Genomic DNA, 15,799 nt, shown 5'->3' on the forward strand with positions numbered 1-15,799 from the left:
CCACGATGGCAGCACCCACCACATCGCACAAGCTGGGCGCCGAGGCGCTCGGCACGTTCTGGCTCGTCCTCGGCGGCGTCGGCACGGCAGTGCTGGCCGGAAACGAGGGTGGTGTCGGCACGCTCGGCATCGCGCTGGCTTTCGGGCTCACGGTCCTGACCGCTGCGTACGCCTTCGGCCCGATCTCCGGCGGGCACTTCAACCCAGCTGTCACGGTCGGCCTCGCCACCGCCGGGCGCTTCGCCTGGAAGGACGCGCCCCTCTACTTCCTGGCGCAGGTCGTGGGCGCCTCGGTCGCCGGCGGCGTCCTCTACGTCATCGCCTCCGGGGCCGACGGCTTCGACGCCTCGGCCGGCGGGTTCGGCACCAACGGCTACGGTGACCGCTCCCCCGGCGGCTACAGCCTGCTGGCGGTCGTCATCACCGAGATCGTGCTGACGGCGTTCTTCCTCTACGTCATCTTCGGCGTCACGGCCAAGCGAGCCGCCGTCGGCTTCTCCGGCATCGCCATCGGGCTGGCGCTGACGCTGATCCACCTGATCTCGATCCCGGTCGACGGCACCTCGGTCAACCCGGCCCGGTCCCTCGGTGTGGCGTGGTTCGCCGGCGCCGAGCCCCTGCAGCAGATCTGGGTCTTCATCCTCGCTCCGGTCATCGGCGCGGCCATCGCCGGCGTCACGCACGCCCTGATCGTCGGCGAGGACTCCGACTAGGGTGCGGCTCGCACGGGTGTGACTGATGTCCATCCGTGTGTCGTCCCGGCAGCGCGAAAGCAGGGAGATCCTCCCCCGCTCAGCGGCAAAAGACGGCCGACCCCTAGGGGACCGGCCGTCTTTTGCAGCACGCTGATTACTTCAGGTCGAAGCGGTCGAGCTCGCTGACCTTGACCCAGGCCGCCACGAAGTCCCGGACGAACTTCTCCTTGGAGTCGTCGGCCCCGTAGACCTCGGCCAGGGCCCGCAGCTGCGAGTTGGCGCCGAAGACGAGGTCGACAGCCGTGGCCGTACGGACGACGTCACCCGTGGACCGGTCCCGGCCCTCGAAGACGTTCTCCGCGTCGACGGACGCCTTCCACTCCAGGCTCATGTCGAGCAGGTTGACGAAGAAGTCGTTCGTCAGGGCGCCCGGCCGGTCGGTGAAGACGCCGTGCTGCGCGCCACCGTGGTTGGCGCCGATGACCCGGAGGCCGCCGACGAGGGCCGTCATCTCCGGAGCCGTCAGCGACAGCATGTTGGCGCGGTCGAGCAGCAGCGTCTCCGGCGACAGCTTCTCGCCGGACCGCAGGTAGTTCCGGAAGCCGTCGGCCCGCGGCTCCAGCACCGCGAACGACTCGACGTCGGTCAGGTCCTGGGAGGCATCGGTGCGACCCGGGGTGAACGGCACCTCTACCTCGACACCGGCCTCACGAGCAGCCTGTTCAACACCGGCGGCACCGCCCAGCACGATCAGGTCGGCCAGCGAGATCCGCTTGCCGCCGCCCTGCGCTGCGTTGAAGTCCTGCTGGACCTGCTCGAGTGTCGACAGGACGGCAGCGAGCTCGGACGGCTCGTTGACCTCCCAGCTGCGCTGCGGCTCCAGGCGGATGCGTGCTCCGTTGGCACCGCCGCGCTTGTCGGTGTCGCGGAAGCTCGCGGCCGAGGCCCACGCCGTCGACACGAGCTGCTGGACGGTCAGGCCGGAGTCGAGCAGCGTGCGCTTGAGCGACGTGACGTCGTCGGCGTCGACGAGCTCGTGGTCGACGGCCGGGACGGGGTCCTGCCACAGCTGCGGCTCCGGGACCCATGGGCCCAGGTAACGGGAGATCGGACCCATGTCACGGTGCAGGAGCTTGTACCAGGCCTTGGCGAACGCCTCGGCGAACTGCTCCGGGTTGTCGAGGAAGCGACGCGAGATCTCGCCGTAGACCGGGTCCTCACGCAGCGCGAGGTCGGTCGTGAGCATCGTGGGCACGCGCTTCTTGGACGCATCGAACGGGTCGGGCTGGTCTGCCTCGGCGCCGACGGCGGTCCACTGGTGCGCGCCCGCGGGGCTCTTGGTGAGCTCCCACTCGTGGCCGAAGAGGTTCTGGAAGAAGCCCATGCTGAACTTCGTCGGCGTGCTGGTCCAGGTCACCTCGAGGCCGCTGGTGATCGCGTCCTCGCCCTTGCCGGACTTGTAGGTGCTCTTCCAGCCGAGACCCTGGTCCTCCAGCGGAGCCGCCTCGGGCTCGGGGCCGACGTGATCAGCGGGACCGGCGCCGTGCGTCTTGCCGAACGAGTGACCTCCGGCGATCAGCGCGACGGTCTCCTCGTCGTTCATCGCCATGCGGGCGAACGTGTGGCGGATGTCGCGAGCGGCGGCCATCGGGTCGGGCTCGCCGTTCGGGCCCTCCGGGTTGACGTAGATCAGACCCATCTGGACCGCAGCGAGCGGACCGCTGAGCTCCCGCTCGTCGCCGTAGCGCTCGTCACCGAGCCAGGTGTCCTCCGGCCCCCAGATGATCTCCTCGGGCTCGAAGACGTCCTCGCGGCCGAAGGCGAAGCCGAACGTCTTGAACCCCATCGACTCCAGGGCGACGTTGCCGGCGAGGACCAGGAGGTCGGCCCACGAGATCTGGTTGCCGTACTTCTTCTTGACCGGCCACAACAGTCGGCGGGCCTTGTCGAGGTTGGCGTTGTCGGGCCAGCTGTTGAGCGGCGCGAAGCGCTGGCTGCCGTCGCCGGCTCCGCCACGGCCGTCGGCGATGCGGTAGGTGCCGGCGGCGTGCCAGCTCAAGCGGATGAACAGCGGGCCGTAGTGGCCGTAGTCGGCCGGCCACCAGTCCTGCGAGCTGGTCATGACCTCGGTGACGTCGGCCTTGAGCGCCTCGACGTCGAGCGTCTTGAGCGCCTCTGCGTAGTCGAAGTCGCCGTCCAGCGGGCTCGACGACGGGGAGTGCTGGTGAAGCGGGCTGAGATCGAGCTGGTTGGGCCACCAGTCCTGGTTGGTACGCGGGCGGCCGTCCTTGGGGGTCGGCGAGTCGATCGCCGGGTTCTCGCTCTCGCTGCCGTCGGCGTGCGGGCTGTGGGTCTCGGTCATGGGCATCCTTCCGGGAAGCTATCGAACAGGGGTGGTGGAGCACTCGGGGCACAGGCCCCAGAACGTGACCTCGGCCTCGTCGACGACGAAGCCGTGGGAATCGGGGATGTGGAGGCAGGGCGCTGCACCGACCGCGCAGTCCACGTCGGCGATCGAGCCGCACGAGCGGCAGACGACGTGGTGGTGGTTGTCGCCGACCCGCAGCTCGAACCTCGCGGGCGAGCCGGCCGGCTCGATACGGCGTACGAGATCGGCAGCGGTGAGCGCCTTGAGCACGTCGTACACCGCCTGGATCGAGACCGTGCCGAGATCGGCCCGGGCCGCGTCGGCGATCGCGTCGACGTCGGCGTGCGGGTGGTGTGCCAGGGCCTCGATGACGGCCAGGCGCGGCCGGGTCACCCGCAGACCGGCGTCGCGCAGCTGCGCGACGGGGTCGGTCAGAGTGGGCACCCAGCCATGCAACCACCTTTTCTGGAATGGTTCAAGAAAGGGCCTGTGAACGTCTCGTGAACGCAGGGTCGGGTGGGCCGCCTCCGGCACACGTGCGCTAGTTTCGAACGGAACCCCAGCCTCAAGGAGCACCTCTCGTGAGCACTACCCCCGTCAAGGTCGCCGTCACCGGCGCCGCCGGCCAGATCGGCTACAGCCTCCTCTTCCGCCTCGCCAGCGGATCCCTGCTCGGCCCCGACACCCCGATCCAGCTCCAGCTGCTCGAGATCACGCCCGCGCTCAAGGCGCTCGAGGGCGTCGTCATGGAGCTCGACGACTGCGCCTTCCCGACGCTCGCCGGCGTCGAGATCGGCGACGACGCCGAGACGATCTTCGACGGCGTCAACCTCGCCCTGCTCGTCGGCGCCCGCCCCCGCGGCCCCGGCATGGAGCGCGGCGACCTGCTCGAGGCCAATGGCGCGATCTTCACGGCCCAGGGCAAGGCGCTCAACGCCGTCGCCGCTGACGACGTACGCATCGGTGTCACCGGCAACCCGGCCAACACGAACGCCCTGATCGCGATGTCCAACGCTCCTGACATCCCCAAGGAGCGCTTCAGTGCCCTGACCCGCCTCGACCACAACCGGGCCATCTCGCAGCTCGCGGCCAAGACCGGCGCATCGATCACCGACATCAAGAAGATGACGATCTGGGGCAACCACTCGGCCACGCAGTACCCCGACATCTTCCACGCCGAGATCGCCGGCAAGAACGCCGCCGAGACCGTCAACGACCAGGGCTGGATCGAGAACGACTTCATCCCGACCGTCGCCAAGCGCGGAGCCGCGATCATCGAGGCGCGTGGCTCGTCCTCGGCGGCCTCCGCGGCGTCGGCCACGATCGATGCCGCCCGCGACTGGCTGCACGGCACGCCCGAGGGCGACTGGGCCTCGATGGCCGTCGTGTCCGACGGATCGTACGACGTGCCCGAGGGCCTGATCTACTCGTTCCCCGTCACGACGAAGGACGGCGACTGGGAGATCGTCCAGGGCCTCGAGATCGACGAGTTCTCGCGCGGCCGCATGGACGCCACCGCCGCCGAGCTCATCGAGGAGCACGACGCGGTCAAGGAGCTCGGCCTCATCTGAGCCCGCAAGATTCGGACGAATCCCGCCCACTCTCACCACGAGAATGAGCGGGATTCGTCCGATTCTCGGCGTGGTCAGCCGGGCTGGCCGGGGATGACGGCGGCGAGGACGACGAGGGCGACCCCCAGGGTCGACATCCAGAAGACGTCGAAGGCCTTGCCGCGCACCCGGAGCATGCCCGTGTGGTCGATCGGCACGACCAGGCGACCCAGCGCACCGACGACGAAGGCCGCGCCGATCACGATCACGCCGATGCGCCACGACCCGACGGCGACGAGCACGAGCCCGGCCAGCACCGCGAGCAGGTGCAGCAGGTAGAGCTGTGAGCCGCGGCTCCGCGGGCCCATCACGGGTTGAGCCGCTCCGCGGTCTCCACGACGTTGGCCAGCAGCATCGCGCGCGTCATCGGACCGACCCCGCCGGGGTTGGGCGAGATCCAGCCGGCCACCTCGTACGCCTTGGGGTCGACGTCGCCGACGATGCCGTTCTCGTCGCGGCTCACCCCCACGTCCAGCAGCGCCGCGCCGGGCTTGACCATGTCGGCCGTGATGATGCCCGGGACGCCGGCTCCGGCGATGACGATGTCCGCGCGACGTACCTCTGAGGCCAGGTCACGGGTGCCGGTGTGGCACAGGGTCACGGTGGCGTTCTCGCTGCGGCGGGTCAGCAGCAGGCCCATCGGACGGCCGACCGTGATGCCGCGGCCCACCACGACGACGTGCTGCCCGGCGATGGGGACGTCGTGGCGGCGCAGGAGCTCGATGATGCCGCGGGGCGTGCACGGCAGCGGCGCCTCCTTGCCCAGCACGAGCCAGCCGAGGTTGGTGGGGTGCAGGCCGTCGGCGTCCTTGGCCGGGTCGATGCGGCCGATGACGGCGTTCTCGTCCAGATCCTTGGGCAGGGGCAGCTGCACGATGTAGCCCGTGCAGGTCGGGTCGGCGTTGAGCTGGTCGACAGCGGCCTCGACCTCGGCCTGCGTCGCCGTCTCGGGCAGGTCGATGCGCAACGACTCGATCCCGACCTGTGCGCAGTCGCGGTGCTTGCCCGCGACGTACCACTGGCTGCCGGGATCGGTGCCGACGAGGATCGTGCCGAGACCGGCCGTGACGCCACGCTCACGGAGCGCGTCCACACGGACCCGGAGCTCGTCCTTCATCGCGGCCGCAACCGCCTTGCCGTCGAGAATCTGCGCGCTCACGGCACGAGTCTCGCACGCCCGCGCCGATCCGGGACCCACCGGTCACCGGCACCTAGACTTCGAGCATGACCACCCGTGCCCAGCTCACGCAGGAGCGTAGTCGGCTGCGCCGCGACGAGCTCCTGGCTGCTGCCATCGAGCTGTTCGCCGAGGGCGGCTCGCGGGCCATCACGCATCGCGCGGTCGCCGCGCGGGCCGGGCTGCCACCGGCCACCACGACCTACTACTTCGAGTCGATCGACGAGCTGATCCGCGAGGCCCTCGGCACGCACATCGACCAGTGGTCGCGCGACATCGAGTCGCTCGCCGCGATCGACGGAGGAGCCGGCGCCAGCATCGACGACGTCTCGGCGTTCATCACGCGGGTCTTCGCCGCGCGCGGACCGGAGGTGGCCGGCCTGGAGCTGGCGATCTTCCTCGCCGCCGCCCGCAACCCCGGCCTCCGCGACAACGCCACCCGGTCGATGCACGCGTTCGAGGCCCTGGCCCGCACCGTGCTCGAGCGTATCGGGGTGCAGGAGCCGGCAGCTCTGGCCGCCTCGATCGCGGCTCTCATCGTCGGCACCGCCATGCGCCGTCAGTCGGATGCGTACACCGAGCAGGCCGAGGCCGAGCTGCTGGTCTCGGCGATCCGCGGCCTGGTCGCCGCCCACACGATGGGTCCGGAGAGCGTCGACCGTACGCTCGCCGGCCTCCGCCGGGCACAGCAGTGACGGTGCGACTCGCAGGTCTGCGGCTCGAGCCGGCGCAGGACGACCTGCTCGCTCCTGCGGTCGCCGCCGCCCTCGCGACCATGCCGTCCGTCGCGGCCGACGCGCACACCGTGGCGATCGACCCCGATCTCGCCGACACCGCCGCGCTGACCGAGCGCTTCGATCTCGAGCCGGAGATGTCGGCCAACTGCGTCGTCGTGCTGGGCAAGCGCGGGGGCGAGCACCGGCCGGCAGCCTGCGTGGTGCTGTCCAGCACCCGGGCCGACGTGAACGGTCTCGTCCGTCGCACCCTCGACAGCCGCAAGTGCTCGTTCGCACCGCAGGACTGGGCCGTCGGCGAGACCGGCATGGAGCACGGCGGCATCACGCCGGTCGGCCTCCCCGACGGCTGGCCGATCCTCGTCGACCGGGCCGTCACCGAGCAGCCCTGGGTGCTGCTCGGCAGCGGCCTGCGGCGGTCCAAGCTGGCGCTCCCCGGGTCAGCGCTCGCCCAGCTGCCGGGCGCGCAGGTGCTCGACGGCCTCGGGCTGCACTGACCCCGCGGTCAGTGGAAGAAGTGCCGCGTCCCCGTGACGTACATCGTGACGCCGGCGGCCTGAGCGGCCTCGATGACGGCGTCGTCGCGGATCGACCCGCCGGGCTGCACGATCGCCCGGACGCCTGCGGCGATGAGGATCTCCGGACCGTCGGGGAACGGGAAGAAGGCGTCGGACGCGGCGACCGAACCGGTCGCCCGCTCGGCACCCGCACGCTCGACGGCGAGCTTGCACGAGTCGACCCGGTTGACCTGTCCCATGCCGACGCCGACGGACGCGCCGTCCTTGGCCAGCAGGATCGCGTTGGATTTCACGGCGCGCACCGCAGTCCAGGCGAAGGCGAGATCGGCGAGCGTTCGCTCGTCGGCCGGTTCGCCGGCGACGAGCGTCCAGGCCGACGGGTCGTCGCCCTCCGCGTCGACCCGGTCGACCTGCTGCAGCAGCACACCACCGCTGACCGGCCGCAGCTCCACCGGTGAGTGACCGGCGTCCGCGTCGACCTTGAGGATGCGGATGTTCTTCTTGCCCTGCAGCACCTCGAGGGCACCCGGCTCGTAGTCAGGGGCGACGATGACCTCGGTGAAGACCTCGGCGACCTGCTCGGCCATCGCGACCGACACGGGCCGGTTCGCCGCGATGACGCCGCCGAAGGCCGAGACGGGATCGCACGCGTGCGCCCGGGCGTGCGCCTCGGCGACGTCGCCGCCCACGGCGATGCCGCACGGGTTGGCGTGCTTGATGATGGCCACGGCGGGCTCGGCGAAGTCGCCGGCGGCGCGGCGGGCCGCGTCGGTGTCGACGTAGTTGTTGTAGGACATCTCCTTGCCGTGCAGCTGCTCGGCGTTGGCCAGGCCTCCGCGACCGGAGGTGTAGAGCGCGGCGGGCTGGTGCGGGTTCTCGCCGTAGCGAAGCACCGCCGAGCGGTCCCAGGTGCCACCGAGGAAGTCCGGGAACACCGCGTCCGCCGGAGCCGCGTAGGAGCTGGCGAACCACGACGCCACCGCGACGTCGTACGCCGCGGTGTGGGCGAACGCCTGCGCGGCGAGCTGCTTGCGCTGGTCGAACGTGAACCCGCCCGCAGTGAGCGCCGCTCGGACGCTTTCGTACGCCGTGGGGCTCACGACGACCGCGACACTGGGATGGTTCTTGGCCGCAGCACGGACCATCGAGGGCCCGCCGATGTCGATCTGCTCGACGCACTCGTCGGGCGTCGCACCCGAGGCGACGGTCTCGCTGAAGGGGTAGAGGTTCACGATGACCAGGTCGAACGGCTCGATCTCGAGCTCGGTGAGCTGCTGCACGTGGTCGTCGAGCCGCAGGTCGGCCAGGATGCCGGCGTGGACGCGCGGGTGCAGCGTCTTGACCCGGCCGTCGAGGCACTCCGGGAAGCCTGTGAGCTCCTCGACCGGTGTCACCGGGACGCCCGCGGACTCGATGGTCTTCGCGGTCGAGCCGGTCGACACGATCGAGACGCCGGCGGCGTGCAGGTCGCGGGCGAGCTCCTCGAGCCCGGTCTTGTCGTAGACCGAGACGAGGGCGCGCTTGAGTGGACGGATGTCAGCCATGTGAGTCTCCTCCGAGCACGACGGCCCGGTCATCGAGGTGGAAGTCTTCGCGCGAGAGCCTGCCGACCCAGTCGACGAGCATCGCGCGCTCGCTGGTCTTGATGCGTTCGTGGAGCGTCGCCTCGTCGTCGCCGTCGAGCACGGGCACGGCGACCTGGGCCACGATGGGCCCGGTGTCGACGCCCTCGTCGACGACGAACAGCGTGGCGCCGGTGACCTTGACGCCGTACGCCAAGGCGTCACGCGGACCGTGCATGCCGGGGAAGGCCGGCGACAGCGCAGGGTGGGTGTTGAGGGTGCGGCCGCCGAACCGGGCGAGGAACGCCGGACCGGTGAGCTTCATGAAACCTGCGAGCACCACGAGGTCGGGCTCGTACGCCGCCACGGCCTCGGCGAGCGCGGCGTCCCAGGCGGGCCGATCGGCGTACGCCGAGGTGGGCAGCACGAACGTGGGGATGCCGTGCCGCTCGGCGCGGGCCAGGCCCTCGATGCCGTCGCGGTCGGCGCCGACAGCCACGACCTCGGCGCCGTAGTCAGGACTCGTCGACGCGTCGATCAGCGCCTGGAGATTGGTGCCGCCGCCAGAGACGAGGACGACCAGGCGCGCTGGCGTCCGAGGGCTGCGGGGCACGATCTCCACGATAGTGCTTGAGCACCGCGCCGAGCGCGCCGCCCACCGCCATGACGGGCACCGCGATCAGCAGGGGCAGGAGCGCCGGGGGTCCGGCGTCGGCCATCCGCCCGGGGCCGACCGCCCCGCCGGAGAGGCCGACCAGGATCCCCAGGAGGAATCCCGCGATGCCACCCGAGGCGGCGCCGAGCGCCACTCGCGCCAGCAAGCCTTCGCGGGCGCCGAGCTGGACGCGCCAGCCCGAGGCCATGCCGGCCAGCAGCGGCACCAGCGCCAGCACGAACACCCAGCCCGGGAACTCCCCCGGGGGCGGCAGCGCGGCCAGGAGCGGGAACCCCGGGACGTTGCCCAGCTGCGATCCGGTGAGGTCGACCGAGGTGTCGGTGCCCAGCATGAATCCCGGCCCGATCAGGGCCGAGGCGGCCCACAGCACGAGCGTGGGCACCGCGAGCAGGCAGGCGACGGCGAGGGCGAGACCGCCACCGGTGCCGGGATCGAGCTGCGCCCAGATGTCGCCGGCTCGTGCCAGGTGACGCAGCAGCTGGACGATCACCACGACGCCCGCGGCGCCCAGCACCGTCAGCACGCCGGGGACCGCGGCGCGGGTCGCCCGGCGGATGTCGTCGGAGGCCGTGAACCAGAGCCGATCACCCTGACCGTGTCGCCGGGCGAGACCCCACGCTGCCCCGATGCCACCCACGACGAACGCCCCGAACGCAGCGCGGACGACCGAGGTCTGCACCCCGCCGGAGGCCGAGGCGGCGGACGCGATGCCGGCGATGACGCCGTACGCCCCGGCCGTCGCCGCGACGAACGCGGCCACCTCGTCGACCGGGTCCGCCACGACCCATGCGGCCGTACGGGCCACCAGGGCCACGCACACGAGCGTGGCTCCGACCGGCACGAGGCCGAACGTCACCGCCCCGGCATCGATGCCCGACCCGAGGGACACGAGCCACGTACGGACCGTGGCCCGGACGAACGAGGCCAGCGGCGGATCGGCTGATCCCTGCGCGACGAGCACGAACGCCCCGGAGAGGGCCAAGGACAGGATTGCCGCAAGGAACGCAGTGAGGAAGGCCGGCCGCAGGTAGGAGGTCTCGACGGGCGCGGGCACCAGTTCATCCTCCCTGTAAAGTTGCGTCGTCGCACCCAGGCACGCCGAACGTCAGGAGGAGGCTGAGGATGACTCGCGTCGACGAGTTCAACAGCTTCTACGCATCGACGTTCTCCGACGCGGTGCAGGTCACGTACGCCGTCTGTGGCGACCGTCAGGTCGCGTTCGAGGCCACCGTCGACGCCTATCGCCGGGCCTGGCGCGACTGGACCAAGATCCGCAACCACCACCCTCTCGGCTGGGTCCGCAACGAGGCGTGGAAGCTCACGGCGCTCAGCCGCTCCACCCACCCGCTGCGACGCAGGCACGAGGAGGACAGCGACACCCAGCTCCTCGAGGCGCTCGCCGAGCTCGGCGTCGACGACCGCCGCCTGATCGTCCTGATGACGCTCGGCAACACCGACCTCGAGGAGGCCTCCCGCGAGGTCGGCGTCCCGGCCGAGGAGGGCATCGAGAACGTCACGACCGCCCTGGCCAGCCTCGAGGCGGCACTCCGGCAGGGCATCGACACGATCGAGCGACGGATGCACGCGCTCGCAGCAGCGACCGAGTCGCTCGAGGTGCCGCCCGCGGCAACGATCCGCACGGCCGCCAAGCGCGGTCGCCAGCGCAACACCGTGCTGCTCGTCGCGGCGGCCGTCGTCGCGATCCTCGGCGGCGGGTTCGTCGCCACCGAGGGTGACGCCCTGGCCACCAGCAGCGCTCTCCCCCAGCGCCAGAAGATCGGCGCCGAGCGCCCCGACGTGCTCCTCGACTCCGAGAAGATCGACAAGGGCAACCTGCTGTCCTCCAACCAGGTCAGCGCCCTCGATCCCGAGAGCACATGGAAGGTCGACGGCACCGACGAGAACGTCGACAACACGACCCCCTACGCGACCTGTCCCACCAAGCGCTACGCCGACAAGAACCCGCTCAAGGTCTTCGTCCGGACGTTCAGCGGCACCGGCATCGGCACCGGCAACGAGCGCGTCGCCCAGGCCATCGAGGTGTCGCGCAGCGCCACCACCGCCTCGAAGTCGTACGAGCGGTTGGTGCAGTGGTACTCCGACTGCGAGCATCCCCGCGTGCAGCTCGTTGCGGCCTACACCGTGCAGCGCAACTTCGGCGACTTCCAGATCCTGCGCCTGCGGTCGCACCGGTCACCCGAGCGGACCTTCACCGTCGGCTTCAGCCACTCCGGCACGGTCACCAGCACGCTGGTGCACGAGGCCGACGGCGCCGCCGGTCCGCCGATCCAGGTCTTCGCCCGAACGCTCAACGACTCCGTCGCGAAGGTCTGCAAGGACAGCAACGGCGCGTGCACCGACCGCATCACGGTCAAGCGCACCGATCCCCCGTCCACGTCCGAGGCACCCTCATTCCTCGGCATCGTCGACCTGCCGCCGATCCGCAACGTCGACAAGGTCTGGGCCGGCGCACCCGTCCCGACGAAGCCCAACCCCGCCGCGACGCAGTGCGACAACGCGAGCTTCACCGGCAAGGACGTGAAGCAGGCGGGCTCGCGCATCTACGTGCTCTACCAGGCCACGACGCTGCCCCGGCAGTTCGGCGTCGCGGAGACCGTGGGCCGCTTCTCGTCGGCGGGCAAGGCCAAGGCATACGTCAAGAAGGTCAGCAAGCGGCTCGACGCCTGCTCCGACAAGAACCTGTCGGCCGAGATCGACCAGCACGAGTCGTTCAAGAACTCGCAGTACTCCGGCGACGTCTGGCGCGTCAGCGTCGAGATCACCAAGGGCGATCGGGCGCACTACCGGATGGGCCTGGTCCGCCGCGGCGCCTACGTCGCCCAGGTGACGTTCACCCCCGCCGGTCGCTACGACATCTCGCAGAAGGCGTTCGAGGCGATGGCCCTCCGCGCCGCCACCCGCCTCAAGTACGCGCGCTAGGCACGAGGAAGCCCCCTCCCGTCGATGACGGAAGGGGGCTTCGACTCGTGCGGTGCTACAGGTTCTTCAGGATCTCGCGCATCAGCTCGGCGGTCTCGGACGGCGTCTTGCCGACCTTGACGCCGGCGGCCTCGAGGGCCTCCTTCTTGCCCTGCGCGGTGCCCGCACCGTCGGCGACGATGGCGCCGGCGTGGCCCATCGTCTTGCCCTCAGGAGCGGTGAACCCGGCGACGTAGCCGACGACGGGCTTGGTGACGTGCGCCTGGATGTAGGCCGCAGCCTTCTCCTCCGCGTCGCCGCCGATCTCGCCGATCATGACGATCGCCTTGGTGTCGGGGTCGGCCTCGAACGCCTCGAGCGCGTCGATGTGCGTCGTCCCGATGATCGGGTCGCCGCCGATGCCGATCGCGGTGGTGAAACCGTGGTCGCGCAGCTCGAACATCATCTGGTAGGTCAGCGTGCCCGACTTCGACACGAGACCGATCGGGCCCGAGCCGGAGATCGTCGCCGGCGTGATGCCGGCGAGCGCCTCGCCCGGCGTGATGATGCCGGGGCAGTTGGGGCCGATGATGCGCGTCTTCTTGCCCTGGGCATAGGCCCAGAACTCGGCACTGTCCTGCACCGGGACACCCTCGGTGATGATCACCAGCAGGCCGATCTCGGCGTCGATGGCCTCGATGACGGCGTCCTTGGTGAACGCCGGCGGGACGAAGGCGACCGACACGTCGGCGCCCGTCTTCTCGATGGCCTCGGCGACCGTGCCGAACACCGGCAGCTCGACGGCGTTGCCTTCGGCGTCCGTGTGCTCGACCGTGGTGCCGGCCTTGCGGGCGTTGACGCCACCGACGACGTTCGTGCCGGCCTTCAGCATCAGCGCGGTGTGCTTCGTGCCCTCACCGCCGGTGATGCCCTGGACGATGACCTTGGAGTCCTTGTTGAGGAAGATCGACATGTCAGGCTCCTGCGTTCGCGAGCTCGGCAGCGCGGTCAGCCGCGCCGTCCATCGTGTCGACGAGCGTCACGAGTGGATGGTTCTTCTCGTCGAGGATTCGGCGACCCTCTTCGACGTTGTTGCCGTCGAGGCGTACGACGATCTGCTTGGTGGCCTCGTCGCCGAGGATGTCCAGCGCGCCGACGATGCCGTTGGCGACGGCGTCGCACGACGTGATGCCACCGAAGACGTTGACGAACACGCTCTTGACCTGCTCGTCGTTGAGGATCACGTCGAGGCCGTCGGCCATGACCTGCGCCGAGGCGCCGCCGCCGATGTCGAGGAAGTTCGCCGGCTTGACGTTCCCGTGCTTCTCACCGGCGTACGCGACGACGTCGAGCGTGCTCATGACGAGCCCGGCGCCGTTGCCGATGATGCCGACCTCGCCGTCGAGCTTGACGTAGTTGAGGCCCTTCTCCTTGGCCTTCGCCTCGAGCGGGTCCGCCGCGGCCTTGTCCTCGAACGCGGCGTGGTCCTCGTGGCGGAAGTCGGCGTTGTCGTCCAGCGACACCTTGCCGTCGAGCGCCTCGAGGATGTCGCCCTCGAGGCGGGCGAGCGGGTTGACCTCGACGAGCGTCGCGTCCTCCTCGACGAACACCTTCCACAGCGCCTGGATCATCTGCACGGCCTGGTCGGTCAGCTCCGCGGGGAACTTCGCGTCGGCCACGATCTCGCGGGCCTTGGCCTCGTCGACGCCCGTGCCGGCGTCGATCGCGATCTGCCGGACGGCGTCAGGGTTGGTCTTGGCGACCTCTTCGATCTCGACACCACCCTCGACGCTCGCGATGCAGAGATAGCTGCGGTTGGCGCGATCGAGCAGGAAGGAGAAGTAGTACTCCTCCTGGATGCTGGCGGCCGGCGCGATGAGCACCCGGTTGACCGTCAGGCCCTTGATCTCCATCCCCAGGATGTTCGACGCGTGCTCGAAGGCCTCGTCCGGGGTCTTGGCGAGCTTGACGCCGCCGGCCTTGCCGCGACCGCCGGCCTTGACCTGCGCCTTGACGACGACGACGCCCAGCTGCTCAGCTGCGGCCCTCGCCTCGTCCGGTGTGTTGGCGACGATGCCCAGGGTGACCGGTACATCGTGCTTGGCGAAGAGCTCCTTCGCCTGGTATTCCATCAAGTCCACGGTGGAGTCCGTCCTCTGTTGACGTCCGATACGCTCAGCAGCCGGCCGGTGGCCGACACCAATTGAGCCTTTGCGACTCTAGCCCGTAACCGTGCGTTCACGCGCGTTGGCTTCGTCACACACAGTGCCCCGGGAGAACCATGTCATGACCATCGAGACCATCACGTCGTCCGACGTCCGCCTCAGTGTCCGCATCGAGGGCGCTGACGACGGCCCCGTCGTGGTCCTGGTCCACGGCTTCCCCGACTCCCAGCGGGTCTGGGACCGGGTCGTCCCGCTGCTCGCCGCGGACCATCGCGTCGTGACGTACGACGTCCGTGGCGCAGGCGACTCCTCGGCTCCCTCCTCACGCTCGGGCTACCGGATGAGCAAGCTGGTCGGCGACCTCGCGGCCGTCATCGACCACGTACGTCCCGACGGCGGACCGGTGCACCTCGTCGGCCACGACTGGGGCTCCATCCAGGGGTGGGGCGCCGTGATGCGCGAAGCCTCCGACGCCCGGATCACCGGTCGCATCGCGTCCTACACCTCGATCAGCGGGCCCGGCCTCGACCTGTTCGGCAACTTCTTCCGCACGGGACTGGCGCGCGGACGGCTCGCCACGGTCGGCCGACAGGCCGTCCAGTCCTGGTACGTCGTCGCGTTCCAGGCCCCCGGCCTGCCCGAGCTCGTCGCCCGCCGCTTCGGACGCCGGCTCCGTGCCACCCTGGCGCGCAGCCAGAAGGTCGACGGCCAGCACTGGGGCGACACGTTCGAGGCGGACTTCCGCAACGGCGTCAACCTCTACCGCGCCAACGGGCTGAGCTTCCGGCGTGGCACGACGGCTGTCCCGGTGCAGCTCGTCGTGCCGACCAAGGACTCGTTCCTCTCACCGGCGGTCTACGCCGACATCGAGGAGTTCGCGCCCGACGTGCGCCGGGTCGACGTCGTGGCGGGACACTGGATCGTGCAGTCGCAGCCTCAGGTGGTCGCCGACACCGTGCGCGCGTTCGTCACCGAGATCGAGGCTCGTCAGGACCTGCGGCGAGAGGCGTGACGACGACGTCGTCGGCGCCCAGCTGCGCGCACAGCTCGGCGATGCGGGCCAACGCGGCGGCGTCGCCGTCGACGACCAGCACCGTCGCGTCCTCCGCGACGGTCGTCCGTACGAGCTGCTCGGGCGTCTGGTCCCCGCCGACGTAGACGACTTCCTGACCCTCGTCGCGCAGTCGCCGGGCAGCGTTCTTGGCCGGCTCGGCGTCCCTCGTGGACCCGAGAACGACACGCTGTCTTAGCATGTCAGCGATCGTCCCACAAGCGTGAAGGTCGTCACATTTTCATCCACATCTGAGGCGAAATAGGAGCAATTAGTTGTTCTCGGCGCCAATTCGGTTTCACACCACCCGCCGGGTCGGCTAGG

The 15,799-nt window shown here is 70.2% G+C and carries 16 protein-coding genes; 6 read left to right on the plus strand and 10 right to left on the minus strand.

What is annotated here, in order from left to right:
- Positions 1-5: 5 nt before the first annotated feature.
- Positions 6-713 carry an aquaporin Z gene (aqpZ, locus tag AB0N22_RS09290; RefSeq protein ID WP_364638556.1) on the plus strand — a complete coding sequence of 236 codons (708 nt, stop codon included), beginning with the start codon at positions 6-8 and terminating at the stop codon, positions 711-713.
- 136 nt (positions 714-849) lie between these two features.
- Here aqpZ and katG read toward each other — a convergent pair whose 3' ends face one another.
- Both katG and AB0N22_RS09300 read right to left on the minus strand, forming a co-directional pair.
- A complete protein-coding gene (gene katG / locus AB0N22_RS09295) occupies positions 850-3,057 on the minus strand; it encodes a catalase/peroxidase HPI (RefSeq protein WP_364638559.1) in 2,208 nt (735 codons plus the stop codon).
- A gap of 18 nt (positions 3,058-3,075) precedes the next feature.
- Entirely contained in the window at positions 3,076-3,498 is a 423-nt protein-coding gene (locus AB0N22_RS09300; RefSeq protein WP_364639272.1) for a Fur family transcriptional regulator, read from the minus strand.
- Between the two features lie 146 nt (positions 3,499-3,644).
- Here AB0N22_RS09300 and AB0N22_RS09305 point away from each other — a divergent pair, with 146 nt between their 5' ends.
- On the plus strand, positions 3,645-4,634 hold the full coding sequence (locus AB0N22_RS09305) for a malate dehydrogenase (protein ID WP_364638562.1): 990 nt from the start codon (positions 3,645-3,647) through the stop codon (positions 4,632-4,634).
- 74 nt (positions 4,635-4,708) lie between these two features.
- Here AB0N22_RS09305 and AB0N22_RS09310 read toward each other — a convergent pair whose 3' ends face one another.
- Positions 4,709-4,981 (minus strand): DUF3017 domain-containing protein, encoded by a 273-nt coding sequence (locus AB0N22_RS09310; RefSeq protein ID WP_364639275.1) that lies wholly within the window; start codon positions 4,979-4,981, stop codon positions 4,709-4,711.
- The gene (locus AB0N22_RS09315) at positions 4,981-5,832 is read right to left on the minus strand and encodes a bifunctional methylenetetrahydrofolate dehydrogenase/methenyltetrahydrofolate cyclohydrolase (protein WP_364638565.1); all 852 of its coding nucleotides are present in this window, start codon (positions 5,830-5,832) and stop codon (positions 4,981-4,983) included. Before AB0N22_RS09315 ends, AB0N22_RS09310 begins: the two co-directional genes overlap by 1 nt.
- A 65-nt stretch (positions 5,833-5,897) precedes the next feature.
- On the opposite strand from AB0N22_RS09315, the gene AB0N22_RS09320 reads away from it, so the two are divergent.
- Both AB0N22_RS09320 and AB0N22_RS09325 read left to right on the plus strand, forming a co-directional pair.
- Positions 5,898-6,545 carry a TetR family transcriptional regulator gene (locus tag AB0N22_RS09320; RefSeq protein WP_364638568.1) on the plus strand — a complete coding sequence of 216 codons (648 nt, stop codon included), beginning with the start codon at positions 5,898-5,900 and terminating at the stop codon, positions 6,543-6,545.
- A 2-nt stretch (positions 6,546-6,547) separates the two neighbouring features.
- Positions 6,548-7,081, plus strand: a complete 534-nt coding sequence (locus AB0N22_RS09325; protein WP_364638571.1) for a YbaK/EbsC family protein — start codon at positions 6,548-6,550, stop codon at positions 7,079-7,081.
- 8 nt (positions 7,082-7,089) lie between these two features.
- Here AB0N22_RS09325 and purH read toward each other — a convergent pair whose 3' ends face one another.
- From purH to AB0N22_RS09340, 3 genes are read right to left on the minus strand one after another with little or no spacing between them, the layout of a single operon-like run.
- The gene (gene purH / locus AB0N22_RS09330) at positions 7,090-8,646 is read right to left on the minus strand and encodes a bifunctional phosphoribosylaminoimidazolecarboxamide formyltransferase/IMP cyclohydrolase (protein ID WP_364638574.1); all 1,557 of its coding nucleotides are present in this window, start codon (positions 8,644-8,646) and stop codon (positions 7,090-7,092) included.
- On the minus strand, positions 8,639-9,277 hold the full coding sequence (purN, locus tag AB0N22_RS09335) for a phosphoribosylglycinamide formyltransferase (protein ID WP_364638577.1): 639 nt from the start codon (positions 9,275-9,277) through the stop codon (positions 8,639-8,641). The genes purH and purN overlap by 8 nt, the downstream gene beginning before the upstream one ends.
- A complete protein-coding gene (locus tag AB0N22_RS09340; RefSeq protein ID WP_364638580.1) occupies positions 9,180-10,394 on the minus strand; it encodes a DUF6350 family protein in 1,215 nt (404 codons plus the stop codon). The genes purN and AB0N22_RS09340 overlap by 98 nt, the downstream gene beginning before the upstream one ends.
- 68 nt (positions 10,395-10,462) lie before the next feature.
- Here AB0N22_RS09340 and AB0N22_RS09345 point away from each other — a divergent pair, with 68 nt between their 5' ends.
- Positions 10,463-12,280 carry a hypothetical protein gene (locus AB0N22_RS09345; RefSeq protein WP_364638583.1) on the plus strand — a complete coding sequence of 606 codons (1,818 nt, stop codon included), beginning with the start codon at positions 10,463-10,465 and terminating at the stop codon, positions 12,278-12,280.
- 55 nt (positions 12,281-12,335) lie between these two features.
- Here the strand turns inward: AB0N22_RS09345 and sucD are convergent, their stop codons facing one another.
- Positions 12,336-13,232 (minus strand): succinate--CoA ligase subunit alpha, encoded by an 897-nt coding sequence (sucD, locus tag AB0N22_RS09350; protein ID WP_364638585.1) that lies wholly within the window; start codon positions 13,230-13,232, stop codon positions 12,336-12,338.
- Between the two features lies 1 nt (position 13,233).
- Entirely contained in the window at positions 13,234-14,400 is a 1,167-nt protein-coding gene (sucC, locus tag AB0N22_RS09355) for an ADP-forming succinate--CoA ligase subunit beta (RefSeq protein ID WP_364638588.1), read from the minus strand.
- Between the two features lie 145 nt (positions 14,401-14,545).
- On the opposite strand from sucC, the gene AB0N22_RS09360 reads away from it, so the two are divergent.
- On the plus strand, positions 14,546-15,436 hold the full coding sequence (locus AB0N22_RS09360) for an alpha/beta fold hydrolase (RefSeq protein WP_364638591.1): 891 nt from the start codon (positions 14,546-14,548) through the stop codon (positions 15,434-15,436).
- On the opposite strand, the gene AB0N22_RS09365 is transcribed toward AB0N22_RS09360, so the two are convergent.
- Positions 15,393-15,677 carry a hypothetical protein gene (locus tag AB0N22_RS09365; RefSeq protein ID WP_364638594.1) on the minus strand — a complete coding sequence of 95 codons (285 nt, stop codon included), beginning with the start codon at positions 15,675-15,677 and terminating at the stop codon, positions 15,393-15,395. The genes AB0N22_RS09360 and AB0N22_RS09365 overlap by 44 nt on opposite strands.
- Positions 15,678-15,799: the final 122 nt, after the last annotated feature.

The organism is Aeromicrobium sp. NPDC092404, from assembly GCF_040684095.1.
Classification (GTDB): Bacteria; Actinomycetota; Actinomycetes; order Propionibacteriales; family Nocardioidaceae; genus Aeromicrobium.

What these genes read in the sequence shown, in the direction of transcription:
- AB0N22_RS09310 (WP_364639275.1), bottom strand. Translation starts at nt 4,981, where the DNA reads ATGGGCCCGCGGAGCCGCGGCTCACAGCTCTACCTGCTGCACCTGCTC.
- purH (WP_364638574.1), bottom strand. Translation starts at nt 8,646, where the DNA reads ATGGCTGACATCCGTCCACTCAAGCGCGCCCTCGTCTCGGTCTACGAC.
- AB0N22_RS09365 (WP_364638594.1), bottom strand. Translation starts at nt 15,677, where the DNA reads ATGCTAAGACAGCGTGTCGTTCTCGGGTCCACGAGGGACGCCGAGCCG.
- AB0N22_RS09320 (WP_364638568.1), top strand. Translation starts at nt 5,898, where the DNA reads ATGACCACCCGTGCCCAGCTCACGCAGGAGCGTAGTCGGCTGCGCCGC.
- AB0N22_RS09360 (WP_364638591.1), top strand. Translation starts at nt 14,546, where the DNA reads ATGACCATCGAGACCATCACGTCGTCCGACGTCCGCCTCAGTGTCCGC.
- sucD (WP_364638585.1), bottom strand. Translation starts at nt 13,232, where the DNA reads ATGTCGATCTTCCTCAACAAGGACTCCAAGGTCATCGTCCAGGGCATC.
- katG (WP_364638559.1), bottom strand. Translation starts at nt 3,057, where the DNA reads ATGACCGAGACCCACAGCCCGCACGCCGACGGCAGCGAGAGCGAGAAC.
- aqpZ (WP_364638556.1), top strand. Translation starts at nt 6, where the DNA reads ATGGCAGCACCCACCACATCGCACAAGCTGGGCGCCGAGGCGCTCGGC.
- AB0N22_RS09345 (WP_364638583.1), top strand. Translation starts at nt 10,463, where the DNA reads ATGACTCGCGTCGACGAGTTCAACAGCTTCTACGCATCGACGTTCTCC.